We start from the raw sequence: 24,453 nt of genomic DNA, 5'->3' as shown, positions 1-24,453 counted from the left end.
GACATGAGTGACACGCGCCGCACCGACCTCCCCGACGATCAGCCGGAGACGGGCGCGGCGCGCGCCTCGTTCATGAACGTTCCCGGCGGCCCGGCGGAGACCAGACGGCAGTTGCTGGTCAAGGTCGCCTGGATGCTGCTGTGGATGCTCTACCTGGCCTACCCGGCGAGCGACCTGCTGAACGGGGAGCACGGCCAGGTCGGTCGGGTGCTCGGCTGGTGCTGCCTGGCGGGGTTCGTCGTCGCCTACGTCCTGCTGGTGATCTTCCGTTCGCAGGCGGGGATGAGGCCACGGGCCTGCCAGGTCGTCGTCGCGACGATGATCGTGCTCGCCGTCAGCGCCTCTCTCGTCCTCGGCGGCGCCTTCCTGACCCTGTTCATCTACGCCTCGGTGTGCGTCGCGATCATCACGCCGATGCGGTACACGGTGCGGGCGCTCGGTGCCATGGCCGCCCTCACCGCCGCGACGGGCCTGCTGATCCACGCCGGCTCGGACAACATCGCCACCTTCGCCCTCAGCGCCTTCCTCTCCGGCATCGCCATGGCCGGCCTGCAGCGGCTCGTCAGCACCATGAAGGAACTGCGCGAGGCCCGCGCCGCCGTCGCCCACCTCGCCGCCTCCGAGGAACGGCTGCGCCTCGCCCGCGACCTGCACGACCTGCTCGGGCACTCGCTCTCCCTGATCACGCTGAAGAGCGAACTGGCCGGGCGGTTCATGGACGCCGGCAAGGACGAGGCGGCGCGGGCCCAGGTCGCCGACATCGAGCAGGTCGCCCGGCAGTCCCTGATCGACGTCCGCGAGGCCGTCACCGGCTTCCGCCGCCCCACCCTGCCCGTCGAACTCGCCGCTGCCCGTACGGCGCTGGCCGCCGCCCAGGTCCGCCTGGACGCCGCCCCCGAACTGGTCGACGCCTGGCCCACCCTCGCCAACGAGGAGGCCGGCGCCCTCGCCTGGGCCCTGCGCGAGGCCGTCACCAACATCGTCCGCCACGGCGAGGGCGCCACCGTCTGCACCGTCCGCGCCGACGAGACCTGGGAGGCGGACGGCGAGCGCTACGCCGTCCTGGAGATCACCGACAACGGCCCCGGCCCCGGCAAGTCCCACCCGGGCAACGGCCTCTCCGGCCTCCAGGAACGCCTCGCCCTCGTCGGCGGCCGCCTCACCACCGGCCCCGGCGACCACGGCAAGGGCTTCCGCCTCCGCGCCTCCGTGCCGCTTCGCCCGGCCCCTGTCCCGGCAGAGCCCCGCGTGCCGTAGTGCCGCCCTTCCAGGTGACGCACCCTGCGCTCGCGCTGCAACGGGCACTGATCGCGGAACAGCCGCGTCGAACCGAGGAGGAGTCGTGACAGCGAACCAGCAGTACCAGGTGCGGGCGATCGGCTGGGTGGAGTCGCCGCTGACGGACCGCGCAGGTGCGCCCAAGCAGGGGGACGAGGGCGGGCCCGACGCCTGGCTGGAGTTCGATCCGGCGGTCGAGCGGGGACTGCGCGACCTGGCCGCCGGGCAGGAGGTGCTGCTGCTGACCTGGCTCGACCGGGCTGACCGCGAGGTGCTGGCCGTCCACCCGCGCGGGGACCTCTCCCGGCCCGAGACCGGAGTCTTCGCCACCCGTTCCCCCGACCGCCCCAACCCCATCGGCCTGCACCGGGTCACGATCCTGGCGGTGGACGGCCTGCGGATCCGGGTCAGCGACCTGGAGGCCATCGACGGCACCCCGATCCTGGACGTCAAGCCCGTGCTGCCCCGCAGCGCCGAGCGGTAGGCGAGTAGGAAGTCGGCCGGGCCGACTTCCTACTCCAGGGTGCGGTGGAGGCGGAGGGCGGGGCGGTCGTCGAGGGTGAACTCCTCGACGGCCTTGAACTCGTTGTGGGTGAGGACGGCGATCGATGCCGGGTTGTCGAGGGTGGTTCTGGCGGTGAGGGCGGTCAGGGCGTAGGTGGTGGCGGCTTGGTGGCAGATGTGGGCTACGGCGGCTTTGGCGTAGCCCTGGCCGGTGGCGGATTCGGCCAGGCGGTAGCCGAGTTCGGCGGTGCCGTCGATGGCGTCGATGAGGTTGATGCGGCCGATCAGCGTTCCGGAGGCGTCGCGGATGATGTGGAAGTGGGAGATGCCCTCGGCCTGTTCGGCCAGCAGGGCGGCGTGCCGCGCCGGGAACTCGGCGAAGTAGGTGTCGCCTCGGTCGGGGATGGTGCGGGTGAACCAGGCCCGGTTGGTGAGTTCGAAGGCGTACAGGGCTTCGGCGTGGTCGGGGCGGAGGCGTTCGAGGGTCAGGAGCATCAGGCCAGTGTGGTGCGGAGGGCCTCGGTGAACCACTGGAATACGTCGGCGAGGCTCTCGGGGACGGGCCAGCCGTTGATGGTGGCGAGCAGGTGCCAGTAGCGCTCGGCGCGGGGGTCGTTGGCGGTTTCGAGGCGCCCGAGGAGCCAGGTCCGCAGTGCCGCGTCGTCGGGGCGCTGGAAGGTTTCGGCGTAGGCGGCGGTGAGGGTGTCGACGATGGGGGTGGCGGCGGGGGAGGTGGGGGAGACACCGGCGGCCAGGGCTTCGCCGACGACCGTACGGACGGTGTCGGTGAGGGCGTGGTGGAGGCCGCCCGGGTCACCGTCCGCGCGTTCGGCGGCCTGGTGTTCGGCCATCCTGCGGATGGAGGCCCGGAAGTCGGCGTCCTGGACGAGTTCGCCGAGTTCGACCCATGCCTCGACCTGCTCCGCCCGTGGCTCGTCGGGCAGTTCGGGCATGGCGCCGCGCATCATGGCGACGAACTCGGGGTTGGCGTCGAGGCCGCCGAACGCCTCGTCGATGAAGTCCTCGATCAGGCGCCGGCGTTCGGCGTCGGAGAGCTTGGCGAGCTTGTGCATGAGTCTCATCTCCTCTGGGGTGGACGAACGTTGGGCTACCGCGAGCAGGACGGCCCGGCGCAGCCTCAGTGTGCGGATCTGTACGTCGAGCGCCTCGGCGTGCGCCGCCGCGACCTCGGCGAGCGGGGTCTCGCGGTCCAGGACCCGCCGGACGGCGGGCAGGTCGAGGCCGAGCTCGCGCAGGGTGCGGACGAGGTCGAGGCGGGCGAGGGCGTGGAGGTCGTACAGGCGGTACCCGGTCGGGGTGCGGTCGGTGGGCGGGACGAGCCCGGTGTCGGCGTAGAACCGGATGGTCTTGACCGTGAGCCCGGTGCGCCGGGCGAGGTCGCCGATGGAGTACAGGTGGTCGTCCATGGGCTCCACCTTGGCGTCTCCCCCTACGGGAGACACAAGCCCGGCGCCCTCTATGGTCGTGACCATGAGTGAGAACGAGAACGGCCCCTCGATCCGCGTGCTCCTCGCCGAGGACCAGGGGATGGTCCGGGAGGCGCTGGCGGCGCTGCTCGGGCTGGAGGGGGACCTCGACGTGGTGGCCCAGGTCGGGCGCGGGGACGAGGTGGTGGAGGCGGTGCTGGCGCACGACGTGCAGGTGGCCGTGCTGGACATCGAGATGCCGGGGATGACGGGCATCGAGGCGGCGGCCGAGCTGCGGCGCCGGGCGCCGGGCACGAAGGTGGTGATCGCGACGACCTTCGGACGGCCGGGCTATCTGCGCCGGGCGATGGAGTCGGGTGCGGACGCGTTCCTGGTGAAGGACGCCCCGGCCTCGGAGCTGGCGGAGGCGGTCCGCCGGGTGCTGCGCGGTGAGCGGGTGATCGACCCGGCGCTGGCGGCGGCCGCGCTGGCGGAGGGGGCGAACCCGCTGACCCCGCGCGAGCGGGACGTGCTGGGCGCGGCGGCGGACGGCGCGGTGAACGCGGACATCGCCAAGCGGCTGCACCTGTCGGAGGGGACGGTCCGCAACTACCTGTCGATGGCGATCCAGAAGACCGAGGCCCGCAACCGGACCGAGGCCGTGCGGATCGCCCGCGAGAAGGGTTGGTTGTAGAGCCTTGTGAGAAGCCTCAGTTGAGCCGGTGTCTGGCCGCCCGCGCCTCCTGGCGGACCTTGGCGGCCGTGTCCGGGTCGAAGGTGTCCAGGATCTGCGCGTAGTCGTCCATCTCGGCCGAGCCGCCGAGGAAGTCGCCCATCCGGACGAGCAGTTCGGCCCGTTCCAGCCGCAACTGGGCGGGGTGACGCGGCAGGAGCAGGGCGAGTTCGGTGGCCCAGAGCTGGGTGCGGGCGTGTTCGGGGCGGTCGGAGGCCCAGGCGCGGATGTTGCCGAGGACTCGCAGCACGATGTCCAACGGCTGGGCGGGGGTGAGGAGCTCGGGGCCGTACGGGTGTCCGGCGGCGGCCACCAGGTGTTCGACGTCGGCGGGGTCGAGCAGTCGGCCGCCGTGGAAGGGGTCGGCGAGGACGAACTCCCCGCCGCCGCCCGGGCCGCCGACCGCGACGATGAAGTGCCCGGGCAGCGCGATGCCGTGGACGGCCAGCCCGGCGCGGCGCCCGACCTCCATCCAGACCAGGGACAGCATGATCGGCAGCCCGCGCCGCCGCCGCAGCACCTCGGGCAGCAGCGAGGATTCCAGCCGCCGGTAGTCGGACTGCCGCCCGTGGAAGCGCTCCCGCCCGCCGAGGACGGCCGCGAGCAGGGCGGCGGTCTCCTCGGGCCCGGTCGGCAGCCGTTCGGCGACGGCGCGGCGGACGGCGCCCGCGTGCCGGTCGAGCGCGGCCTCGCAGGCGGCGAGCAGCTCGTCCGTGCCGACGGCCTCGGTGGGTTCCGGCCCGTGCTCGGTGGCGGCGAGCAGGCAGAGCAGCACCGGGTCGGGCTGCTCGGCGCGGGCGGCGGTCCGGAAGCGGTCTCTGCTCTGCTCGGTCACGGTGACGGCGACGGCTTTCGTACGGCGGGAGGCGGAAACGGGAAGGCGGCTACGGCTGCGGAAGAAGCGCGTAGTGGTAAGTGTGACTGGTCGTGAACCCCAGTCCGTCGTACAGGGCGATCGCCCCCGCGTTCTCCGCCTCGACCTGGAGGTACGCCCCGGTCGCCCCCTCCTCGGCGGCCCGCCCCGCGAGCACCGCCATGACCGCCGTCGCGAGCCCCGCCCGCCGCGCGTACGGCTGGACCTCGATGGCGCCGAAGCACGCCCAGGGCCCGTCGACCACGCAGCGCCCGATGGCCAGCGGCGGCTGCCCGGCGGCGCCGGGGACGCTCGCGAACCAGACCGAGGGCCCGCCGTGCAGCACCTTGCGCGCGGCCTCCTCCACCGCCGCGTCCTCGCCGACCCGCCGGTACACCGACATCCAGGAGGCCCCCGCCGTCCGCGACAGCCGTACGCGCTCGTGCCCCGCCCCGATCCGGGTGAGCCCGGCCAGCGGTGCGACCCGGACCAGCGTGGGCGCCAGCGCCGCCCCGAGCCGGTCGAGTTCGGCGCGCAGGGCCTCGGGCGAGCCGGGCTCGATCACCTCGACGTACGCGGGCAGCCCGCGCGCCGCGTACCACCGCCGGACGGCGTCCAGGGCCTGAGGCAGCGGCAGGCCCGGTTCGCCGAGCGCCTGGACGGAGTTGGCCCGCCGGGTGAACCCGGCGGCGGCCCGCAGCGTCCACTCGCCGAGCCGCTCCTGCTCGACGGCGGGCCACCCGCGCCCGGCGATGCGCTGGAGTTCGACGGGCGTGGCGGCGGGCAGCGGGGCCCGCCGCGCGGGGAACACCGGTACGGTCTTGCCCGCGACCAGCAGACGTTCGGGGAAGGAGACCGGCTCCCCGATCCGGGGGGTGACGGTCAGCCCGGCGTCGTCCCACGATGTGAGCACGCCGATCGAATCGCGGAACACCGGCCGGTCGTCCACGAACTCCGAGATGCGCCGGACGGACACTCGTCGTCCCACGTCAGAGCGATCTATCCGGACCTCCGGACGGCTCTCCACCGGGCCTTCGGCGATCATCTGGCCACCTCCTGTGCATTTGCGGTCCCCGACCCGCGATACTAGGGGCGGGCATCGACGACGCCGCGCTCACCGCGCACGCGAGTAGAACAGAACGGGCCGCCACACGGCCCTTCCGAGGAGGAACGACAGCGTGACCTACGTCATCGCGCAGCCTTGTGTCGACGTCAAGGACAAGGCGTGCATCGAAGAGTGCCCGGTTGACTGCATCTACGAGGGCGAGCGATCGCTCTACATCCACCCGGATGAGTGTGTCGACTGTGGCGCGTGCGAGCCGGTCTGCCCGGTCGAGGCGATCTTCTACGAGGACGACACTCCGGAGGAGTGGAAGGACTACTACAAGGCGAACGTCGAGTTCTTCGACGACCTGGGTTCGCCCGGTGGCGCCTCGAAGCTGGGCCTGATCGAGCGGGACCACCCGTTCATCGCCGCCCTTCCGCCGCAGAACGCCGACCACTGACGAGCGGTGGATTTCCAGCTGTGACTACCAACAGCACGCACGCGCCGTTCCCGGGCCACCCGGGGGCGGCGCGCCGCGTTTCCGATCTGCTCCCGGTCTTCCCCTGGGACAAGCTGGAGCCGTACAAGGCCACCGCGCTCGCCCACCCGCGCGGCCTGTGCGACTTCTCCGTCGGCACCCCGGTGGACCCGGTCCCCGAGGTGATCCAGAAGGCGCTGGCCGCCAACACCGACACCCCCGGCTACCCCACCGTCTGGGGCCCGCTGGAGCTGCGCCAGGCGATCGCCGGCTGGCTGCACCGCCGGGTCGGCGCCGAGATCGGCCCGCAGGCCGTCCTGCCGACGGTCGGCTCCAAGGAGCTGGTGGCCTGGCTGCCCACGCAGCTGGGCCTCGGCCCCGGCGACCAGGTGGCCTACCCGCGCCTCGCGTACCCCACGTACGAGGTGGGCGCGCTGCTGTGCGGCGCCGAGCCCGTCGCGTACGACTCGGTGGACGAGCTGGACGGCTCCCGGGTGCGCCTGATCTGGGTGAACTCGCCGTCCAACCCGACCGGCCGGGTGCTCGGCGCGGACGAGCTGCGCCGCCTCGTGGCCTGGGCCCGGGAGCACCGGGCGCTGCTGGTCAGCGACGAGTGCTACCTGGAGCTGGGCTGGGAGGCCGAGCCGGTCTCCGTCCTGCACCCCGAGGTGTGCGGCGGCGGCCACGAGGGGCTGCTGACCGTCCACTCGCTCTCCAAGCGCTCCAACCTGGCCGGCTACCGCGCCTCCTTCGTCGCGGGCGACGAGGTGGTCGTCAAGGAGCTGCTGGAGGTGCGCAAGCACGGCGGCATGATCGTGCCGGCGCCCGTGCAGGCGGCGACGATCGCCGCGCTCGCGGACGACGCGCACGTGACCGAGCAGCGCGAGCGCTACGCGGCCCGGCGGGCGGCGCTGCGCACCGCACTGGAGGCGTACGGCTTCCGGGTCGAGCACTCCGAGGCGAGCCTGTACCTGTGGGCGACCCAGGACCGGCCCTGCTGGGAGACCGTGGCCGAACTGGCCGAGCTGGGCATCCTGGTGGCGCCCGGGGACTTCTACGGGCCCGCGGGGGACCGGTTCGTGCGGGTCGCGTTCACCGCGACCGACGAGCGGGTGGCCTCGGCCGTGGAACGGCTGAACGCCGCGCGTCAGCGGTGAGGTGAAGGCACACGTGTGGGGCCGGTGTCCGAGGACACCGGCCCCACCGTCGTGAGCGCCGATTGAACGAGACCGAGCGCCCGGCAGCCGGTCGGACCGGCGGCCGTCCTAGAGCGGCAGGCCGCTGATGCTGCCGCCGTTCACGCCGTGCAGCAGGCCCCCGACGGGGCCGAGCGCGCCGGTGAGGCCGGACAGCGGGTTGTTCGGGCCGAGGTCGGCGCCGCCGAGGCGGTTGGCCGAGCCGTGCTGCGCCAGGCCCAGGACGTCGGTGCCGGGCAGGCCCGCGGGCAGGGCGCGCTCCACCGAGCCGAGCGGCAGCGCGTCGGTGACGGCGCTGGTGCTCGGGACGGCGCCGGAGAGCTTGTCGGCCCCGGGCAGGCCCTGGGCGACGGAGCCCGCCTGGGCGAGCCCGCCGACCGGGCTGGAGCCGGCGTTGGCGCTGCGGGTGCCCATGCCCTTGCCGGTGACGGCCTCGCCGAGCTTGCCGGCCAGGGCGGAGGCGACCTTCGGGGTCACGCCCGCGAGCTGGCCGGTGGTGGCGGCGGTCTGGTCGACCGGCGCGGTGACCGAGCTGGCCTTCTCGTTCGCCTCGGGGAGCTGGTGGGCGACGATGTTGCCGGCGGCGTCGGCCGAGGCCGGTACGCCGGCGGCGACGGTGGCCGCGCCGGTGTTGCCCGCGGCCTGGCCGAGCTGGTGGGTGGTGTGCTGGAGGGTGGAACCGGTGTCGGTGTTGGTCAGCTGGCCGAGAGGCGCCGCGAGATCGCTCTTGGGCAGCAGGGCGTCTCCGCCCACGGCGGACGCGGAGCCGGCCGCGACCAGCGGGGTCGCTCCGGCCGCCACGATGAGCGCGGCCTGGGCGATCCGACGCGTGAGGGGGTGAGACATGGGGCTCCTCGAAGGGGGTCTGGGTCCGTCCCGTCCGCCGGAGGACGGCCGAATGGACGACCGGGCGGACGACGTTGTTACCGCTTGAGAAGCCAGAAGGTTTCGGCCGGAGCAAGGAAAGTGTCTGACTGATCGTCAGATTGTATGACCATCCTCGGGTGCCCTCGAGGGGCCGTGGGGGCGCCGCGGAACGGGCCAGGGTCAAGGGAAGTGACGGTTCTCCACCCGGGTCCGCCGGAACAGGTGCCCCGTCCACCGGGGTTGACCAGAATCACCCGACCGGCCGTAACCCGAACGTGAGTGCGTCAGCTCTTCCCGTACGGGGCCAGGGTGACCTGAACGAGCTTGGTCGACGTCCCCGAGGACTGCGTGCGCCAGCCGTCCTCCGACGCGTCCTTGCTCCAGATCTTCCCGTCGTAGGCCACCGTCGCGATGCCCAGCTGCTGCGCCTGGGCCACCGCCCAGTGCGCCACCGCCCAGCCGCTCGCCCGCTCCGCGTCCACCCCGGCGCCGGCCGTGCCGTCCGAGGAGGAGGTGAGCGCGGCGTTGGCCGGGTCCGGGGTGAGGGAGACGGCGTTCTCCGCGCCCTTGATCGTCGAGGTGTAGCCGGTGGCCGGGGTGACCGCGCGGCCGAACTCCCGGCGCACCCGGTCGGAGAGCACCTGCGTGCGGTCCGGCTGCGCGGCCGCGGCCGCGGTCGGGCTCGCGGTGGCGCCCGCGGTGGGGGAGGGGGAGGAGGTGTCCGCCGGGTCCGGCTTGGCGTAGTCGTGCACCACGCAGGAGAACGAGCCGGGCGCCCGGCCGGCCAGCGCCGAGGTCAGCAGCGTCGCCTTGGTCTCGTGCTTGGCGTACGCCTGCGGGTAGCCGCTCTTCTGCACGGCCTGCGCCGCGTCGGTCAGCGGCAGCAGGGTGTACCCGTTCACCTTCACCAGGCCGTCGAGGAACTTGTTGGTCGCGTACACCGGGTCGGCGATCTGCGCCGGGGTGCCCCAGCCCATCGACGGGCGCTGCTGGAACAGGCCGATCGAGTCCCGGTCGCCGCCCGCGAGGTTGCGCAGCTTGGACTCCTGCATCGCCGTCGCCAGCGAGATCGTCGTCGCCCGGTCGGGCAGGCCCCGCGAGCGCGCCACGGCGGCGATCGTCGCCGCGTTGGCCGCCTGCGGCAGCTCCAGGGTCCCGCTGCCGTTGGCCGTCTTCACCGTGCAGCCCTCGGCCTCGCCCTGCCGGAACCCGAACCACCAGACGGTGGCCACCGCCAGCCCCGCGACCAGGGCCAGGCCCAGCAGCCCGATCAGCACCGACAACAGCGCGCGCAGCGGACCGCGACGGGCGGGCGCCGACTCCTCGTCGCCCAGATCCTCGTCGCGCCTTTTCCTGGCCACCGTCGCCCCTCTCGCGCCTGCTTCCTTGATCCGACACCGTACCCACTCGGACGGATGTGCGGCGCCGCCGGTTGCCGTTCCGTTCCCGACCCGTGTCCCTACGGCCCGCTCCGGATGCCCGCAGGGGCGCCGTACCGCGAGGGCTAGGCTGGCGCGCATGAGCAGCCCGAACCCGACGCCCCTGGACCTGACTCTCGACGGCGGCACGCTGACCGCCCGCCTCGTCGACTTCCCCTCGGTGAGCGGCGACGAGCAGGCCCTCGCCGACGCCGTCGAAGCCGCCCTGCGCGCCTACCCGCACCTCACCGTGGACCGCCACGGCAACAACGTGGTCGCCCGCACCGACCTGGGCCGCAAGGAGCGCGTCCTGCTCGCCGGCCACCTGGACACCGTCCCGATCGCCGACAACCTGCCCTCGTACGTCGACGGCGACCTCCTCTACGGCTGCGGCACCTCCGACATGAAGTCCGGCGTCGCCGTCCAGCTGCGCCTGGCCGCCACCCTGACCGAGCCCAACCGCGACCTGACCTACGTCTTCTACGACTGCGAGGAGGTGGAGGCCCACCGCAACGGCCTCGGCCACCTCGTCAAGGACCACCCCGACTGGCTGACCGCCGACTTCGCGGTGCTGATGGAGCCCAGCGGCGCCATGGTCGAGGGCGGCTGCCAGGGCACCCTGCGGGCGCAGATCCGCCTCACCGGCGTGCGCGCCCACGCCGCCCGCAGCTGGCTCGGCGACAACGCCATCCACCACGCCGCCGAGGTGCTCACCCGGCTCGCGCGTTACGAGGCGCGCAAGGTGGAGATCGACGGCCTGGAGTACCACGAGGGCCTCAACGCCGTACGGATCGACGGCGGCGTGGCCGGCAACGTGATCCCCGACGAGTGCGTCGTCACGGTCAACTTCCGCTACGCGCCCGACCGTAGCGAGGCCGAGGCCGAGAAGCACGTGCGCGAGGTCTTCGACGGCTTCGAGGTCACCGTCACCGACTACGCCCCCGGCGCCCTGCCGGGCCTCGCCCAGCCCGCCGCCCGGGCCTTCCTGGAGGCCACCGGCGGTCGCGCCCGCGCCAAGTTCGGCTGGACGGACGTCGCCCGGTTCAGCGCCCTCGGCGTCCCGGCCGTCAACTACGGCCCCGGCGACCCGGACCTCGCCCACAAGCGCAACGAGCACTGCTCGCTGAGCTCCATCGCCGAGACCGAGGACCGGCTGCGCGCCTGGCTGACCAGCTGATTCGAACAGGCCGTACACGGGCCGGACGCGGGCGGGACACAAGCGAGACGAAACCCTCCGGATGCCCAACCGACCTTCCCCCGTTGCCTGAAAACGGGGGAGGCCGGGCGTAGGGTTTCGTCATGACAGGCACAGGAGACGAAAAGCACTACGGACACGGCCCCGAGCAGGTCGGCGTGCCCCGAACCACGAAAGCCTGGCCCGAGAAGCAGAAGGGCCCGGTGCTCGTGCGCCGGGACCAGGTCGGCACCAGCACGACGGACCAGCGCCTGCTGGACACCACCGGCCCCACCGACTGGCTGCACACCGACCCCTGGCGGGTGCTGCGGATCACCTCCGAGTTCGTCGAGGGCTTCGGCGCCCTCGCCGAACTCCCGCCCGCGATCAGCGTGTTCGGCTCCGCCCGGACGCCGGTCGACTCGCCCGAGTACGAGGCGGGCGTGGCCATCGGCCGGGCCCTCGCCGAGGCCGGCTACGCGGTGATCACCGGCGGCGGCCCCGGCGCCATGGAAGCCGCCAACCGCGGCGCCTCCGAGGCCGGGGGCCTGAGCGTGGGCCTGGGCATCGAGCTGCCCTTCGAGCAGGGGCTCAACGAGTTCGTCGACCTCGGGCTGAACTTCCGCTACTTCTTCGTCCGCAAGACGATGTTCGTCAAGTACGCGCAGGGCTTCGTGGTCCTGCCCGGCGGCCTCGGCACCCTGGACGAGCTGTTCGAGGCGCTCACCCTGGTGCAGACGAAGAAGGTCACCCGCTTCCCGGTGATCCTCTACGGCAGCGCCTACTGGGGCGGCCTCTACGAGTGGCTGAAGGACACCCTGGTCGCGCAGGGCAAGGCGGCCCCGCACGATCTGGAGCTGTTCCACATCACCGACGAGATCGACGAGGTCATGAAGATCCTCGCCGAGACCCGTAGGCCGTCCGCCGGCGGGATCTAGCGCGAGCGAGCGCCCGAAGAAGGTGCCCCCTCACGCCAGCCCCCGGCGGGCGACCGCCGGGGGGCGGGTTCCGCGGATCGAGGCGACCATGTCCAGCACCTGCCGGGTCTCGGCGACCTGGTGCACCCGGTACACCTGCGCGCCCAGCCAGGCCGAGACCGCGGTGGTCGCCAGGGTGCCCAGCAGGCGCTCGTCCACCGGCTTGTCCAGGGTCTCGCCGACGAAGTCCTTGTTGGAGAGCGAGACCAGTACGGGGAAGCCGGTCGCCGTCATCTCCGGCAGCCGCCGGGTGGCCTCCAGGGAGTGCCGGGTGTTCTTGCCGAAGTCGTGCCCGGGGTCGATGATCACCGACTCCCTCGGCACGCCCAGCTCCACCGCCCGCTCGGCCAGGCCCACCGTGACCCGCAGGATGTCCGCCATCACGTCCTCGTACCCGGCCCGGTGCGGCCGGGTGCGCGGCTCGGCGCCGCCCGCGTGGGTGCACACCAGCCCGGCGCCGTACCGGGCGGCCACCTCGGCCAGCCGCGGGTCCACGCCGCCCCAGGCGTCGTTCAGCAGGTCCGCGCCCACCTCGCAGACCGCCTCGCCGACCTCGTGCCGCCAGGTGTCCACGCTGATCACGGCCTCGGGGTGGCGCTTGCGCAGCTCCGCGACGAAGGGCACGGTGCGCCGCAGCTCCTCCTCGACGGTGACCTCGTCACCCGGCCCGGCCTTGACCCCGCCGATGTCCAGGATCGCCGCGCCCTCGGCCACGGCCCGGTCCGCGGCGGCGAACGCGGCCTCGTCGGCGAAGGTCGCACCCCTGTCGAAGAACGAGTCGGGCGTCCGGTTGACGATCGCCATGATCACCAGCTCGTCGTCGCCGAATTCACGCGGTCCCAGGCGCAGTGCCACCGATGTCTCCTCCACAGCTGCTGCGGGTGCGATGATGGCCCCCGGCCTCACCGGGAACCATGCTGTCATGATCAGTTTGATCCCGGGCACCGCAGCGGAGGGCCGTCCGGGAGTTCGGGAGGAGAGCTCGTGTTCTGGGTGATCGTGGTCGCCATGGCCGTGGTGGTCGGCGGCGCCGCGCTGGTGGCGCTCGGCGGAGGCGGCTCGATGCCGGAGGCGGTGCCGGACCGCATCGCCGCCCGGCTGCCGCAGGACCGTCCGCTGAGCAAGGCGGACGTGGACGAGCTGCGCATTCCGATGGCCGTGCGCGGCTACCGGATGGACGAGGTGGACGACGTCCTCGACCGCCTCGGCGCCGAACTCGCCTACCGCGACTCGCGGATCGCCGAACTGGAGGCCGCCGCCCACCTGCGCGGCTCCGTCGAGGCCACCGGCCGCCCGGACACCGACGCCGAGCCGCTGCCGGGCCTGGAAGCCTTCGCCAAGGTCGTCGAGCCGGCCGGGGCCCCGGCCGAGGCCGCGCCGCCGGTCGAGGACGCCAGGCCGGCGGGCGAGAAGTGACGGACGGCGCCGTCCTCGGCGAGGACGGGCTGCGCCGCTGCGGCTGGGGCGAGTCGACGGACGACTACCGGGTCTACCACGACACCGAGTGGGGTCGGCCCGTGCACGGCGACGACGCCCTGTTCGAGCGGATCAGCCTGGAGGCGTTCCAGTCCGGGCTCTCCTGGCTGACGATCCTGCGCCGCCGCGAGGGCTTCCGCGCGGCGTTCGCGGGCTTCGAGATCGCGAAGGTCGCCGAGTTCGGCGACGCGGACCGGGAGCGGCTGCTCGCCGACCCGGGCATCATCCGCAACCGCGCCAAGATCGACGCGACGATCGCCAACGCGGTCGTCGCCCGCGACCTGGACGGCGGCCTGGACGCGCTGATCTGGAGCTTCGCCGCCGACCCGGGCCGGCCGGCCCCCCGCACGCTGGGCGAGGTCCCGGCCGTCACCCCCGAGTCGACGGCGCTGTCCAAGGCGCTCATGAAGGCCGGCTTCCGCTTCGTCGGCCCGACCACCGCCTACGCCCTGATGCAGGCGTGCGGTCTGGTCGACGACCACCTGGCGGACTGTCACGTCCGCACGGGCCGAAAGAACTAGGCCCTGTCCGGGCGCTAGCGGCCCAGGTACTCCGGCTTCTCCTTGGCGATGAAGGCCCGCACCGCGATCCGGTGGTCCTCGCTCTCCCCGGCCAGGGTCTGCAACTCGTCCTCCTTGTCGAGGAGTTCGTCCAGCGAGTGCGAGGCGCCGTAGGCCAGGGACTCCTTGATGGCGCCGTAGGCGACGGTCGGGCCCGCGGCCAGTTCCCGGGCGAACGCCCGGGCGGTGGCGGCGAGTTCCCCGGCCGGCACCACCTTGGTGGCCAGGCCCAGCTCCATCGCCTCGGGGGCCTTGACCGTCCGGGGCAGCATCAGCAGCTCGGTCGCCCGGGCGTGCCCGACCAGCCGGGGCAGCGTCCAGGAGGCGCCCGAGTCGGCCGTCAGGGCGATCCCGGCGAAGGCGGTGTTGAAGCCGGCCTTCTCGGAGAGGATGCGGAAGTCGCAGGCGAAGGCCAGCGAGGCGCCCGCCCCGGCCGCCACCCCGCCGACCGCCGCCACGGTCGGCTTGCGCATCCCGGCCAGCGCCCGCACCAGCGGGTTGTAGTGCTCGGTGACGGTGCGCAGCGCGCCCTCGCCCGTCTCCTCGGCGAGCTTGAGCTGACCGAGGTGCTCGTTGAGGTCCTGCCCGACGCAGAAGGCGCGCTCGCCCGAACCGGTCAGCAGCACCGCCCGCACCGCGGTGTCCTCGGCGGCGCGGACCATCGCGTCGCGCAGGGCGACCTTGGTCGCGACGTCCAGGGCGTTCATCGCCTCCGGGCGGTTGATGGTGACGACGGCCAGGCCGCCGTCCAGTTCGTACAGCACGGAATCGGACATGGGCGAGGGTCTCCCTTGGCGTGTGACGGCTCGGTCACCGGTCATCGGTAGCTGTCAGGATGCCGCAGTGCCCGGGCGGCTGGGGAGTGTGAGCTATCGCACCTTCCGGCGGTGTCCGAACCGCAGCCGCGCCGGGGCTTATGACGCCAAATACGGCGGTTGGGGACGATCCGGCCCTGGATGCACCGAGCGTGATGTTGGTCATCAGGCCGTGGCATGCGGGATAATGGCCTCCGATCAATGCGTTCGATACCGGCGGTGGACGGACTGCCGGTGCGTAGCTGAGCGGTTGCAGGAAGGGGAACGAGCATGGCGGCCATGAAGCCGCGGACGGGTGACGGCCCGCTCGAAGTCACCAAAGAGGGGCGGGGCATCATCATGCGCGTTCCGCTCGAGGGCGGCGGGCGCCTGGTGGTGGAGCTCACGCCTGACGAGGCCGCAGCCCTGGGCGACGCCCTGCTGTTGGTCACGGGCTGAGTCAGCGGGCGCTTCTCAGCCCCCGATGTGTACCGGCGGGCCCGGGTGCGACGTCATGTCGGCCCGGGCCCGTCCGGTGTTCGAGGGCCCGGCGTTCGAGGGCTTGGTGCTCGAGGGCCCGGCGTTCTCGAGGGCCTGGGCAGCCGGGGCGCTCAGCGCTTGACGGCGCAGAGCAGCCCGTCCGAGACGGGCAGCAGCGCCGGAAGCAGCGCGTCGCTCTCCCGCACGTCCCGGACGAGGTCGCGCACCGCGCCCGTCTGCGGGTCCTGGAGCTCCGGCTCGGCGAGCCTGCCCTCCTGGAAGACCCCCTCGAAGCAGACCATCCCGCCCGGCCGCAGCAGCCGCAGCGCCTCCAGCAGGTACTCCCGGGACTCGGCCGGATCGCCGTCGCAGAACACCAGGTCGTACTGGCCGTCCGCGAGGCGCGGCAGCACCTCCAGCGCGCGGCCCGGTATGAACCGGGAGCGGTTCGCCGCGAACCCGGCCGCCTGGTACGCCTCCCGGGCCAGCTGCTGGCGCACGGGCTCGGAGTCCACGGTGGTCAGCACGCCGTCCGGCCGCATCCCGCGCAGCAGGTAGACCCCGGAGACGCCCGTCCCGGTGCCGATCTCGGCCACCGCCTTGGCGTCCAGCGCGGCGGCCAGCAGCCGCAGGCAGGCGCCGCCGCTCGGTCCGATCGCCCGTATGCCGGTGCGCGCGGACTGCGCCCGGGCGTAGGTGAGCACCGCGTCCTCGCCCACGTAGGTGTCGGCGAGGGCCGCGTGTGCGGGCCCGAACTCGCTGATGGCTGCCTCTTTCGGAGCCCCGGGTGGCGGCCCGGTGCGGAGGATGTCGATATTTCCTGCCACAGGTTACTGGCCGGGCGGGAACCGCGTACCGCGGCGGGCCGTTGTCAGTGAGGACCGGGTGTGCAAGAGGTCCCGGGCACTTTTATCCGGGCTTGACGGGTGAGGTGGATATGGTGGTGGCCCTGCTGGGCAGAAGAGCCGACCGAGGAGGTGTGGCCGAGGGCGACGTCCCTGTGCGGCGGCACCACCGCAGCACCGCGTCGGCCCGTACGCCGAAGCCCGTGATGAACCAGCCCGCGCACACCGACATGGACCAGCCCGCCGCCGCCGAGACGCCGGCCGCCGGTACCACCGAGGCGCCCGTCCTCGCGACCTTCGCCGAGGGCCCCGACGCGCAGAGCTGGACTCCGCCCACGTGGGAGGAGATCGTCGAGGCTCACAGCGCCCGCGTCTACCGCCTGGCGTACCGCCTGACGGGCAACCAGCACGACGCCGAGGACCTCACCCAGGAGGTCTTCGTCCGGGTCTTCCGTTCGCTGTCCACCTACACCCCCGGCACGTTCGAGGGCTGGCTGCACCGGATCACCACCAACCTGTTCCTGGACATGGTCCGCCGCCGCCAGCGCATCCGCTTCGACGCGCTCGGCGAGGACGCGGCCGAGCGGCTCGCCTCCCGCGAGCCCAGCCCGGCCCAGCACTTCAGCGACACCCACTTCGACGCCGACGTGCAGCAGGCCCTGGACACCCTCGCCCCCGAGTTCCGCGCCGCCGTGGTGCTCTGCGACATCGAGGGCCTCTCCTACGAGGAGATCGCCGCGACGCTGGGCGTCAAGCTCGGCACCGTCCGCAGCCGCATCCACCGCGGCCGCTCCCACCTGCGCGCCGCCCTCAAGCACCGCGCCCCCGGCCAGGCCCCCGGCCGTGAGCGCCGCGGCGGCTCGGCCGAGCCGGAGCCGGTGGCGGTCGGTGCCGCTGCCGAACCGGCCGTCGCGCCGGGCGGGCGCGGACGGAGGCGATCGTGAGCGGTACCGGCCGGTCCGGGCCGGGCCAGCCGGAGGCGTCCGGCCGGTCCGCCGCCCGACGGGGCTGGGCCCTGCCGGGGCGCCGTGGCGATGCTGACGGCGGCCCCGCCCTCCCGCTGCCCGCGGAGACCTCGCTGCGACCGGTGCCCGTCCGCCCGGTCGAGCCAGGTGCCGAGGAGCACCACCTGGGCGAGCGGCTGTCCGCCTTCCTGGACGGCGAGCTCGGCCACGACTCGCGCGAGCGCATCCAGGCCCACCTGGCGACCTGCCCCCAGTGCCTGGCCGAGGCCGACGAGGCCCGCGCCGTCAAGCACCTGCTGACCCGTACCAGCCCCCCGGGCCCCTCCTCCGGGCTGATGGCCCGGCTGCTGGCCGTCGGCAGCCTCCCCGAGGACGGCCCGGCGGACGGCCCCGCGGGCCGCGATCGGCACACCGGCCGGGGCCGCCGCGACGATGACGACGACCTGCCCGGCGGCGGGGTCGCGGCCGCGGGCACGCTCGGCGGCAGCCGGCTCACCGGCGGCTCCTTCGGCCGCGGTGCGGGCGCCTCCTTCGGCGGCGGCGCGCTCGGCGCCGGCGCCCCGCTGCCCGGCGTCGACCCCCGCGCCTTCGGCCGCGGCGGCTCGGTGCTGCGCCCGCTGATCGGCCGGCGCTCCCCGCGCCCCGGGACGGGGCACGACGACACCGCCGTCCAGCCGCGCGCGGCGGCCGCCGCCGCCGTCCGGAACCCGGCCGCCCGGGGCCGCAGGCTGGTGTTCGCCGCTGCGGGCGCCTTCTCCGTCGCCGCGGTCACGCTCGGCGGCGTCGGGGGCATCGGCGTCCAGGGCGAGGAGGCGCCCGGCACCTCCGTCAGCCCGGCCGGCGGCAACGACCGCAGCGGGTTCGTCCCGATGAACGCCCAGGTCCCCGTGGACTTCCCCGGCCGCCCGGTCGCCGCCACCCGCGCGGCCACCCCCGCACCGACCCCGGAACGGTACGCCGGCGGCCTCGCCGTCCTGCGCCAGCAGACCCGCTGACGGGGCCACCGGCCGCCCGGCCACCGGCGGTTCTTCACCACGGCTTCATCACACCGTGGGCCCTGGACCGACCGGCGGCCATTACCCTGTAGGGACGTCTACCTGTAGGGACGTCGTCCGATTCGCGAGGGAGCCTGGGTGTTCACCGATGTAGGCGGGCTGAAGCTCCTGACCCTCGCCGTGTTGGCGATCATCGTCTTCGGTCCGGACAAGCTGCCCAAGCTCATCCAGGACACCATGGGCTTCATCCGGAAGATCCGTTCCTTCGCCGACACGGCGAAGGAGGACATCCGCAGCGAGCTGGGCCCGGAGTTCAAGGACTTCGAGTTCGAGGACCTCAACCCCAAGACCTTCGTCCGCAAGCAGCTCATGGGCGGCGACGAGGACCCGCTGGGCCTCAAGGGGATGAAGGACAGCCTCGACATCCGCTCGGTGCTGGACGACAGGCCCGCGGCCGCGGTGAACGCCGGCAGCGTCAGCTTCGAGAAGCCCGCCCCGGCCGCCGCGCCCTCCACCGGCTCACCGCTGCAGGCCGGAGAGCGCCCCCCGTTCGACCCCGACGCCACCTGAGAACCCCCCGGATACCCCCCCCGGACTCCGCCCGCATACCCCCTCGCCCCGCGAACCGCCCCGCACGGTTGAGCGGGGCGGCGGCGTGTGCGCCGCTATTGTGCTGATTGCGCACCGCGCAGGCACACAGGCGTTGAGGAGGCCCGGGGATGGACGCGACGAGTCAGGCGGGAGGGGCGACGGCCACGGCCGGGGGCCCGGTGGTCGGCGGGCAGGCCGGTCCGGCGGACCCGCTGGTGCCCTACCTGTCCGCCGACTTCCCCTGGTACGGCCTGGACGAGGGCTGGACCGGCCGCCGCTACCTGATGCAGGCCGGAGCCGGCGGCCCGCGCCCCGGCACGGCGCCCGGCGGCGTCGACTACGGCACGCTCGGCCACGGCGAGGAGCCGGCCCGGCAGTACGAGCCGCGCGACATGCGCCGCTTCGCGGTCGTCGTCACCGTGGCCCGCCGCGACAGCCGCCGCAGCGCCGACAACACCGGCACCCTGGAGGCCACCTCGGCCTCCTCCGCCGCCTGGCTGGCCGGCTCAGGACTGCTCGCCGCCACCTGGCCCGGCCAGCTGGACCGCGCGCTGCGCCAGGACTGGCTGGACCAGCAGAGTTCCCTGGCCTGGGACCTCGCCGACGACCTGGACGGCCCCGGCTGGTCCACGCTGAGCCTGCCGGTCAACGGCCTGCCGCAGCCGTTCCGCTACCGCGAGTCCGAGTACGGCTGGGTGCTGGCCGGCGAGGCCCCCGGCGTGATGCTCGGCGCGTTCGGCCGCGGCGTCAGCGCGTACGGCGCCGGCTTCGCGACGGTGCCCGACCTGGGCGCCTACACCCGCTCCTAGACGTGACGACGGGCCGGGTGCACCCGCACCCGGCCCGTCGTCACGTCTGCGCAAGCCTGCGCACGTCCGTGCGGCGTCAGAACTTGTTCTTCGGGGTCAGCCCCAGCGACAGCCCCGAGAGCCCGCGCTGGCGGCCGCCGAGCTTGCCGGCCACGGCGCGCAGCGCGGCGCCGGCGGGGGAGTCGGGCGCGGCGAGCACGACCGGGCGGCCGTCGTCGCCGCCCTCGCGCAGCCGGACGTCGATCGGGATCGAGCCGAGCACCGGGACGGTCGCGCCGACGGTGCGGGTGAGCGCGTCCGCGACGGTCTGGCCGCCGCCGGTGCCGAAGACGTCGATCATCTCGTCGCAGTGCGGGCACGGCATGCCGGACATGTTCTCGATCACGCCGACGATCTTCTGGTGGGTCTGCACCGCGATGGTGCCCGCCCGCTCGGCCACCTCGGCGGCGGCCATCTGCGGGGTGGTGACGATCAGGATCTCCGCGTTGGGGACGAGCTGCGCCACCGAGATCGCGATGTCGCCGGTGCCGGGCGGCAGGTCCAGCAGCAGCACGTCCAGGTCGCCCCAGTACACGTCGGCGAGGAACTGCTGCAGCGCGCGGTGCAGCATCGGGCCGCGCCAGACCACCGGGGCGTTGCCCGGGGTGAACATGCCGATCGAGATGACCTTCACGCCGTTCGCCTGCGGCGGCATGATCATGTCCTGGACCTGGGTCGGCCGGCCCTCGACGCCCAGCATGCGGGGCACACTGTGGCCGTAGATGTCGGCGTCCACCACGGCGACCTTCAGGCCGTCGGCGGCCATCGCGGCCGCCAGGTTGACCGTCACCGAGGACTTGCCGACGCCGCCCTTGCCGGAGGCGACCGCGTAGACGCGGGTCAGCGTGCCGGGCTTGGCGAACGGGATCTCCCGCTCGGGGGCGCCGCCGCGCAGCAGTTGGGAGAGCTCCTTGCGCTGCTCGTCGCTCATCACGTCGAGCTCGACCTCGACACCGGTCACGCCGGCGACCCTGCCGACCGCCTCGCGGACCCGGGTGACGATCGTCTCGCGCATCGGACAGCCGGAGACGGTCAGGTAGACCGCGACCCGCACCGCGCCGTCCTCGGCGATCCCGACCGATTTCACCATGCCGATCTCGGTGATCGGGCGGTTGATCTCCGGGTCGTTGACGGTCGCCAGCGCCTGGCGTACGGACTCCTCCGTGACGCCGGCCGCGACCTCTGTCTCGTTGGCCATGCCTTGATGGTACGGCGCTGAGGGATTCCCTTAACCCGCCGGTAGCGTGCCGCCGGTCACAGCGTGCTCACCGAGGCGTCACAGCGCCCCGGAGGTGTCCCGGCGCTCGTCCATCTCCTTGAGCAGGGCCTGGAGTTCCGAGCGGACGAAGTCGCGGGTGGCGACCTCGCCCAGGCCCTGCCGCAGGGCCGCGACCTCGCGGGTCAGGTACTCGGTGTCGGCGATGCTGCGGTCGCCGCGGGCCCGGTCGTGCTCCATGTTGACGCGGTCCCGGTTGTCCTGGCGGTTCTGCGCCAGGAGGATCAGCGGGGCCGCGTACGAAGCCTGGAGCGACAGCACCAGGGTCAGGAAGATGAACGGGTACTCGTCGAAGCGCGCGTCCGCCGGCAGCATCGTGTTCCAGAAGACCCAGATGATGATCACCACCGTCATCCAGACGATGAACCGGCCGGTGCCCAGGAAGCGGGCGATCCGCTCGGAGAGGGCGCCGAAGGCTTCCGGGTCGTAGGAGGGCAGGCTGAGCAGGCCCGGGCGGGCGGTGCGCGGCTGGTCGAGCCGGGTGCGGTTGGAGCCGGTGATGGGGGAGGTCTCCAGGCGCTCCCTGTCCCGGCTGCGGCTGTCGCGCCCGCGCAGGTCGCGCAGCTGGCGCAGTTCCCCCTGCAGGCGGCGGCGTACGGAGTCGTCCGGCCGTCCGTTGCGGTCAGTGTCCACCGGCCACCTCTTCCTCCCTCTCGTCGTGCCCGGCCGCCTCGTCGTGGACGTGGTGCGCGGCGTCGCGCCAGTCCTCCGGCAGCAGGTGGTCCAGTACGTCGTCGACGGTCACCGCGCCGAGCAGGTGGTCCGCCTCGTCGACGACGGGTGCGGCGACCAGGTTGTAGGTCGCCAGGTAGCTGGTGACCAGCGTCAGCGGGGCGTCCGGCGGCAGCGGGTCCAGGTCGTCGTCGACCAGCGAGCCGACCAGGACGTACGGGGGCTCGCGCAGCAGCCGCTGGAAGTGCACGGTGCCCAGGTACCGGCCGGTCGGGGTCTCGTTCGGCGGGCGGCACACGAACACCTGGGCGGCCAGCGCCGGCTTGTGGTCGCGCACCCGCACCCGGGCCAGCGCCTCGGCCACCGTCGCGTCGGGCTCCAGCACGATCGGCTCGGTGGTCATCAGACCGCCGGCGGTGTCCTCCTCGTAGCTGAGCAGGCGGCGCACCGGCGCGGCCTCCTCGGGCTCCATCAGCTGGAGCAGCCGCTCGGCCTCCTCGCCCGGCAGCTCGGAGAGCAGGTCGGCGGCGTCGTCCGGGTCCATCGCCTCCAGGACGTCGGCCGCGCGCTCCTCCTGGAGCTTGCCGATGATCTCGACCTGGTCGTCCTCGGGCAGCTCCTCCAGGACGTCCGCGAGCCGCTCGTCGTCCAGCGCGGCGGCGACCTCGCCCCGGCGCTTGGCGGAGAGGTGGTGCATCACGCTCGCGAGGTCCGCCGGGCGCAGCTGCTCGAAGGTGGCGAGCAGGTTGGCGGCGCCCTGGTCCTGCTCGGGCAGCGCGAAGCCGGTGACGTCCTGCCAGTCCAGGGTGAGCCGCTCGCCCTTGGCCTTGCGCAGCCGGCCGGCCCGGCCGATCTGGACGAAGACCTTGCTGATCTCCCACTCGCGCAGCCGGCTCTGCACCATGCCGACGTCCAGCACGGTGACGTCCTCACCGGTCTTCGACCAGGTGACGGTGCGGTCCAGCAGCTCGCCGAGGACGAGGGTCTCGGACGGGCGCTGCTCGAAGCGCCGCAGGTTGATGACGCCGGTGGTGAGCACCTGGCCGGACTCCAGGCTGGTCACCCGGGTCATCGGCAGGAAGATGCGGCGTCGGCCGACCACTTCGACCACCAGGCCCAGCACGCGCGGCGGGCGGCCGCCGAGGCGCAGCGAGACGACCACGTCCCGCACCCGGCCGACCTGGTCGCCGTTGGGGTCGAACACGGCGATCGCGGAGAGGTGGGAGATGAAGACCCTGGTGCCCGGACCCGCCATGAACTCCCTCGACTCGCTCGACGCCGTACGTGCAGGCGCAGCAGCGCACCGCCGCCCAGGCTACCCGTGTGCCAGGAACCCGGCCCGGCGACGGACGTTATCGGGCGCAGGAGTCCTTGGCGTGAACCTTTAACGTCGCTTGAACAGCAGTTTGGGCAGGCCCGCGGGGATCGGGCGGCGGGTCGTGGCCGGGGTCGGCATCGGCGAGGCCGCCTGCGAGCCGTCCGGCATCGCGCCCGGGCGCTCGTCGAGGGCCCCGGCGGGCTCCAGCCGCAGCACCCGGCACTCGCGCGCCCAGCGCTCCGTGATCGCGTCGGTGTCCGGGGCGTTGAGCCGCTTGCCCTTGAGCTCCTCGACGGCCCCCGACCAGGCTTCGCCGCCCGGCGCCAGCTCCGACACCCGGGCGCGCCAGCCGGTCAGCCGTCCGCCCTTGTCCTTGCTGCGCACGGTGACCTGCGCCTCGGCGCCCGCCGTCAGGCCGTGCAGCGGCTGCTCGGCGCCGTCGCCGACGACCACCACGGCGCCGTCGTGCCAGGCGTGCCAGAGCGGGCGGGAGTGCTCCTGGCCGTCGGCCCGCACCCACAGCAGGCCGGACTTCTTCGCGGCCTCCTCCAGCAGGGCCCGGTCGAGGAAGGCGTCGGCGGTGGCGGCGGGCGTACGGTCCATGGCGCACAGCGTACTGGGGCGGTCCGGGTGCCGGGGCCGCACGGGACGGAAGGTCTCAGTCACTGAGAGACAGTTCCATCGGACCGTCACGGGCCTTACGGTATGAGCGCCCGATCCACGTGACCAGCGAAGGAGCGCCGTGCCCGCCGCCCGGCCCGCCACCGCCCCCGCAACCGCGACCGCCACCCCCGCCGCCCACCGGCCCCCGGCACACCCGCTGCCCACCGCCGACCTGCTGCTGCTCGCCGTCTCCATCGCGGGCATCTCCCTGTCCGGCCCGCTCATCAGCGCCACCGCCGCGCCCGCCCTGGCCATCGCCCTGTGGCGCAACGTCATGTCGGTCGGCGTGCTCGGCCCGTACGCGCTGCTGCGCCACCGCGCCGAACTGCGCGGCATCTCCCGGCGGGCCCTGCTGCTGGCCGTCGCCGCCGGGGCGCTGCTGGCCGTGCACTTCGCGCTGTGGATGCCCAGCCTGCGGATGACCTCGGTCGCCTCCGCCACCGCGCTGGTCACCACCACACCGCTGTGGACGATCCTGCTGATGCGGCTGATGGGCCACCGGGCGCCGCGGATGGTCTGGCTCGGCACGAGCGTGGCCTTCGCCGGGGTGCTGGTGCTCACCGGCGTCGACCTCTCGCTCTCCCCGCGCGCCCTGCTCGGTGACGCCCTCGCCCTCGCCGCGGGCCTGGCCGCCGCCGGGTACATGCTGCTGGGCGCCGAGGTCCGCAGGAGCGTCAGCACCACCGCGTACACCCTGGTCTGCTACGCCACGACCGCGGCGGGACTGCTGGTCATCTGCCTGGCCACCGGCACCCGCCTGTCGGGCTGGCCGACCGGCGTCTGGTGGCAGATCGTGCTGCTGATGGCCACCGCCCAGCTGCTCGGCCACTCCCTGAGCAACCGCGTGGTGCGCACCCTCGGCCCGTCGATCACCTCCACCGCGATCCTGCTGGAGACCCCGGGCGCGGCGGCGATCGCCGCCGTCTGGCTCGGCCAGTGGCCCCCGGCGGCCGCCTACCCGGCGGTGGTGCTGATCCTGCTCGGCCTGGTCCTCGTCGCCCGCGGGGGCAGGCGCTGACG

At 73.6% G+C, this 24,453-nt stretch carries 28 protein-coding genes; 15 read left to right on the top strand and 13 right to left on the bottom strand.

Going from position 1 to position 24,453, the window contains the following annotated elements; genetic code table 11:
- Window positions 1-3 precede the first annotated feature (3 nt).
- On the top strand, window positions 4-1,257 hold the full coding sequence (locus IH61_RS0118065) for a sensor histidine kinase (protein ID WP_234327231.1): 1,254 nt from the start codon (window positions 4-6) through the stop codon (window positions 1,255-1,257).
- 85 nt (window positions 1,258-1,342) lie between these two features.
- Window positions 1,343-1,762: a tRNA (N6-threonylcarbamoyladenosine(37)-N6)-methyltransferase TrmO gene (tsaA, locus tag IH61_RS0118060; RefSeq protein WP_031070915.1), complete on the top strand. Its 420-nt coding sequence runs from the start codon at window positions 1,343-1,345 to the stop codon at window positions 1,760-1,762.
- A gap of 29 nt (window positions 1,763-1,791) precedes the next feature.
- On the opposite strand, the gene IH61_RS0118055 is transcribed toward tsaA, so the two are convergent.
- A complete protein-coding gene (locus tag IH61_RS0118055) occupies window positions 1,792-2,277 on the bottom strand; it encodes a GNAT family N-acetyltransferase (protein ID WP_031070913.1) in 486 nt (161 codons plus the stop codon).
- Window positions 2,277-3,209: a MerR family transcriptional regulator gene (locus IH61_RS0118050; protein ID WP_031070911.1), complete on the bottom strand. Its 933-nt coding sequence runs from the start codon at window positions 3,207-3,209 to the stop codon at window positions 2,277-2,279. Before IH61_RS0118050 ends, IH61_RS0118055 begins: the two co-directional genes overlap by 1 nt.
- 64 nt (window positions 3,210-3,273) lie before the next feature.
- Between IH61_RS0118050 and IH61_RS0118045 the strand changes: the two genes are divergently transcribed.
- The gene (locus tag IH61_RS0118045) at window positions 3,274-3,903 is read left to right on the top strand and encodes a response regulator transcription factor (RefSeq protein ID WP_031070909.1); all 630 of its coding nucleotides are present in this window, start codon (window positions 3,274-3,276) and stop codon (window positions 3,901-3,903) included.
- Window positions 3,904-3,919: 16 nt separating this feature from the next.
- On the opposite strand, the gene IH61_RS0118040 is transcribed toward IH61_RS0118045, so the two are convergent.
- Together IH61_RS0118040 and IH61_RS0118035 are read right to left on the bottom strand one after the other, a co-directional pair.
- Window positions 3,920-4,777, bottom strand: coding sequence for a transglutaminase-like domain-containing protein (locus tag IH61_RS0118040; RefSeq protein WP_031070907.1), 858 nt, complete (start codon window positions 4,775-4,777; stop codon window positions 3,920-3,922).
- Window positions 4,778-4,826: 49 nt separating this feature from the next.
- Window positions 4,827-5,840: a GNAT family N-acetyltransferase gene (locus tag IH61_RS0118035; RefSeq protein WP_031070905.1), complete on the bottom strand. Its 1,014-nt coding sequence runs from the start codon at window positions 5,838-5,840 to the stop codon at window positions 4,827-4,829.
- A 133-nt stretch (window positions 5,841-5,973) separates the two neighbouring features.
- Between IH61_RS0118035 and fdxA the strand changes: the two genes are divergently transcribed.
- Entirely contained in the window at window positions 5,974-6,300 is a 327-nt protein-coding gene (gene fdxA, locus IH61_RS0118030) for a ferredoxin (protein ID WP_030061559.1), read from the top strand.
- Between the two features lie 20 nt (window positions 6,301-6,320).
- Entirely contained in the window at window positions 6,321-7,475 is a 1,155-nt protein-coding gene (gene dapC / locus IH61_RS0118025) for a succinyldiaminopimelate transaminase (RefSeq protein WP_051837324.1), read from the top strand.
- 108 nt (window positions 7,476-7,583) lie between these two features.
- Here dapC and IH61_RS48585 read toward each other — a convergent pair whose 3' ends face one another.
- On the bottom strand, window positions 7,584-8,360 hold the full coding sequence (locus tag IH61_RS48585) for a hypothetical protein (RefSeq protein WP_051837322.1): 777 nt from the start codon (window positions 8,358-8,360) through the stop codon (window positions 7,584-7,586).
- 305 nt (window positions 8,361-8,665) lie between these two features.
- A complete protein-coding gene (locus IH61_RS0118015; RefSeq protein ID WP_234327230.1) occupies window positions 8,666-9,742 on the bottom strand; it encodes a hypothetical protein in 1,077 nt (358 codons plus the stop codon).
- A gap of 157 nt (window positions 9,743-9,899) precedes the next feature.
- On the opposite strand from IH61_RS0118015, the gene dapE reads away from it, so the two are divergent.
- Both dapE and IH61_RS0118005 read left to right on the top strand, forming a co-directional pair.
- Entirely contained in the window at window positions 9,900-10,976 is a 1,077-nt protein-coding gene (dapE, locus tag IH61_RS0118010; protein WP_031070897.1) for a succinyl-diaminopimelate desuccinylase, read from the top strand.
- Window positions 10,977-11,098: 122 nt separating this feature from the next.
- The gene (locus IH61_RS0118005; protein WP_078911196.1) at window positions 11,099-11,911 is read left to right on the top strand and encodes a TIGR00730 family Rossman fold protein; all 813 of its coding nucleotides are present in this window, start codon (window positions 11,099-11,101) and stop codon (window positions 11,909-11,911) included.
- Window positions 11,912-11,941: 30 nt separating this feature from the next.
- Here the strand turns inward: IH61_RS0118005 and folP are convergent, their stop codons facing one another.
- The gene (folP, locus tag IH61_RS0118000; RefSeq protein ID WP_051837338.1) at window positions 11,942-12,754 is read right to left on the bottom strand and encodes a dihydropteroate synthase; all 813 of its coding nucleotides are present in this window, start codon (window positions 12,752-12,754) and stop codon (window positions 11,942-11,944) included.
- 180 nt (window positions 12,755-12,934) lie between these two features.
- Between folP and IH61_RS0117995 the strand changes: the two genes are divergently transcribed.
- Window positions 12,935-13,366 carry a DivIVA domain-containing protein gene (locus tag IH61_RS0117995; RefSeq protein ID WP_031070892.1) on the top strand — a complete coding sequence of 144 codons (432 nt, stop codon included), beginning with the start codon at window positions 12,935-12,937 and terminating at the stop codon, window positions 13,364-13,366.
- Window positions 13,363-13,947, top strand: coding sequence for a DNA-3-methyladenine glycosylase I (locus IH61_RS0117990; RefSeq protein WP_031070890.1), 585 nt, complete (start codon window positions 13,363-13,365; stop codon window positions 13,945-13,947). Before IH61_RS0117995 ends, IH61_RS0117990 begins: the two co-directional genes overlap by 4 nt.
- A 14-nt stretch (window positions 13,948-13,961) precedes the next feature.
- Here IH61_RS0117990 and IH61_RS0117985 read toward each other — a convergent pair whose 3' ends face one another.
- A complete protein-coding gene (locus IH61_RS0117985; protein ID WP_031070888.1) occupies window positions 13,962-14,762 on the bottom strand; it encodes an enoyl-CoA hydratase-related protein in 801 nt (266 codons plus the stop codon).
- A gap of 309 nt (window positions 14,763-15,071) precedes the next feature.
- On the opposite strand from IH61_RS0117985, the gene IH61_RS44615 reads away from it, so the two are divergent.
- Complete coding sequence (locus tag IH61_RS44615) at window positions 15,072-15,239, top strand: DUF3117 domain-containing protein (protein ID WP_078911195.1); 168 nt, start codon at window positions 15,072-15,074, stop codon at window positions 15,237-15,239.
- A gap of 152 nt (window positions 15,240-15,391) precedes the next feature.
- On the opposite strand, the gene IH61_RS0117970 is transcribed toward IH61_RS44615, so the two are convergent.
- Window positions 15,392-16,024: an O-methyltransferase gene (locus IH61_RS0117970; RefSeq protein WP_031070885.1), complete on the bottom strand. Its 633-nt coding sequence runs from the start codon at window positions 16,022-16,024 to the stop codon at window positions 15,392-15,394.
- A 311-nt stretch (window positions 16,025-16,335) separates the two neighbouring features.
- Here IH61_RS0117970 and sigE point away from each other — a divergent pair, with 311 nt between their 5' ends.
- From sigE to IH61_RS0117950, 4 genes are all read left to right on the top strand, one after another.
- Complete coding sequence (gene sigE / locus IH61_RS40985; protein WP_051837336.1) at window positions 16,336-17,049, top strand: RNA polymerase sigma factor SigE; 714 nt, start codon at window positions 16,336-16,338, stop codon at window positions 17,047-17,049.
- On the top strand, window positions 17,046-18,065 hold the full coding sequence (locus IH61_RS46995; RefSeq protein ID WP_051837320.1) for a zf-HC2 domain-containing protein: 1,020 nt from the start codon (window positions 17,046-17,048) through the stop codon (window positions 18,063-18,065). Before sigE ends, IH61_RS46995 begins: the two co-directional genes overlap by 4 nt.
- Before the next feature lie 138 nt (window positions 18,066-18,203).
- Entirely contained in the window at window positions 18,204-18,635 is a 432-nt protein-coding gene (locus IH61_RS0117955; RefSeq protein WP_031070878.1) for a sec-independent translocase, read from the top strand.
- Between the two features lie 149 nt (window positions 18,636-18,784).
- Complete coding sequence (locus IH61_RS0117950; RefSeq protein WP_031070876.1) at window positions 18,785-19,465, top strand: hypothetical protein; 681 nt, start codon at window positions 18,785-18,787, stop codon at window positions 19,463-19,465.
- Between the two features lie 76 nt (window positions 19,466-19,541).
- Here the strand turns inward: IH61_RS0117950 and IH61_RS0117945 are convergent, their stop codons facing one another.
- The 4 genes from IH61_RS0117945 to IH61_RS0117930 form a co-directional block, all read right to left on the bottom strand.
- Window positions 19,542-20,702: an Mrp/NBP35 family ATP-binding protein gene (locus IH61_RS0117945; protein ID WP_031070874.1), complete on the bottom strand. Its 1,161-nt coding sequence runs from the start codon at window positions 20,700-20,702 to the stop codon at window positions 19,542-19,544.
- A 78-nt stretch (window positions 20,703-20,780) separates the two neighbouring features.
- Window positions 20,781-21,296, bottom strand: a complete 516-nt coding sequence (locus tag IH61_RS0117940; RefSeq protein WP_051837334.1) for a DUF1003 domain-containing protein — start codon at window positions 21,294-21,296, stop codon at window positions 20,781-20,783.
- A 106-nt stretch (window positions 21,297-21,402) separates the two neighbouring features.
- Window positions 21,403-22,707, bottom strand: coding sequence for a magnesium transporter MgtE N-terminal domain-containing protein (locus tag IH61_RS0117935; protein WP_037972966.1), 1,305 nt, complete (start codon window positions 22,705-22,707; stop codon window positions 21,403-21,405).
- A 129-nt stretch (window positions 22,708-22,836) separates the two neighbouring features.
- Entirely contained in the window at window positions 22,837-23,373 is a 537-nt protein-coding gene (locus IH61_RS0117930) for a hypothetical protein (protein ID WP_051837318.1), read from the bottom strand.
- Window positions 23,374-23,512: 139 nt separating this feature from the next.
- On the opposite strand from IH61_RS0117930, the gene IH61_RS0117925 reads away from it, so the two are divergent.
- Window positions 23,513-24,451, top strand: a complete 939-nt coding sequence (locus IH61_RS0117925; protein WP_078911194.1) for a DMT family transporter — start codon at window positions 23,513-23,515, stop codon at window positions 24,449-24,451.
- The last annotated feature ends 2 nt before the right edge of the window (window positions 24,452-24,453 follow it).

This window comes from Streptomyces sp. NRRL WC-3742 (genome assembly GCF_000720635.1).
GTDB lineage: Bacteria > Actinomycetota > Actinomycetes > Streptomycetales > Streptomycetaceae > Kitasatospora.
The sequence above is the reverse complement of the archived record's forward strand: the minus strand, read 5'-3'. Positions and strand labels throughout refer to the sequence as shown.

Bases quoted from the DNA above. Each gene is read 5' to 3' on its own strand.
- IH61_RS0118065 (WP_234327231.1), top strand. From the start codon at position 4: ATGAGTGACACGCGCCGCACCGACCTCCCCGACGATCAGCCGGAGACG.
- IH61_RS0118055 (WP_031070913.1), bottom strand. From the start codon at position 2,277: ATGCTCCTGACCCTCGAACGCCTCCGCCCCGACCACGCCGAAGCCCTG.
- IH61_RS0118050 (WP_031070911.1), bottom strand. From the start codon at position 3,209: ATGGACGACCACCTGTACTCCATCGGCGACCTCGCCCGGCGCACCGGG.
- IH61_RS0118045 (WP_031070909.1), top strand. From the start codon at position 3,274: ATGAGTGAGAACGAGAACGGCCCCTCGATCCGCGTGCTCCTCGCCGAG.
- IH61_RS0118035 (WP_031070905.1), bottom strand. From the start codon at position 5,840: ATGATCGCCGAAGGCCCGGTGGAGAGCCGTCCGGAGGTCCGGATAGAT.
- IH61_RS48585 (WP_051837322.1), bottom strand. From the start codon at position 8,360: ATGTCTCACCCCCTCACGCGTCGGATCGCCCAGGCCGCGCTCATCGTG.
- dapE (WP_031070897.1), top strand. From the start codon at position 9,900: ATGAGCAGCCCGAACCCGACGCCCCTGGACCTGACTCTCGACGGCGGC.
- IH61_RS0118005 (WP_078911196.1), top strand. From the start codon at position 11,099: ATGACAGGCACAGGAGACGAAAAGCACTACGGACACGGCCCCGAGCAG.
- folP (WP_051837338.1), bottom strand. From the start codon at position 12,754: ATGGCGATCGTCAACCGGACGCCCGACTCGTTCTTCGACAGGGGTGCG.
- IH61_RS0117985 (WP_031070888.1), bottom strand. From the start codon at position 14,762: ATGTCCGATTCCGTGCTGTACGAACTGGACGGCGGCCTGGCCGTCGTC.
- IH61_RS44615 (WP_078911195.1), top strand. From the start codon at position 15,072: ATGGCGGCCATGAAGCCGCGGACGGGTGACGGCCCGCTCGAAGTCACC.
- sigE (WP_051837336.1), top strand. From the start codon at position 16,336: ATGGACCAGCCCGCCGCCGCCGAGACGCCGGCCGCCGGTACCACCGAG.
- IH61_RS0117950 (WP_031070876.1), top strand. From the start codon at position 18,785: ATGGACGCGACGAGTCAGGCGGGAGGGGCGACGGCCACGGCCGGGGGC.
- IH61_RS0117945 (WP_031070874.1), bottom strand. From the start codon at position 20,702: ATGGCCAACGAGACAGAGGTCGCGGCCGGCGTCACGGAGGAGTCCGTA.
- IH61_RS0117935 (WP_037972966.1), bottom strand. From the start codon at position 22,707: ATGGCGGGTCCGGGCACCAGGGTCTTCATCTCCCACCTCTCCGCGATC.
- IH61_RS0117930 (WP_051837318.1), bottom strand. From the start codon at position 23,373: ATGGACCGTACGCCCGCCGCCACCGCCGACGCCTTCCTCGACCGGGCC.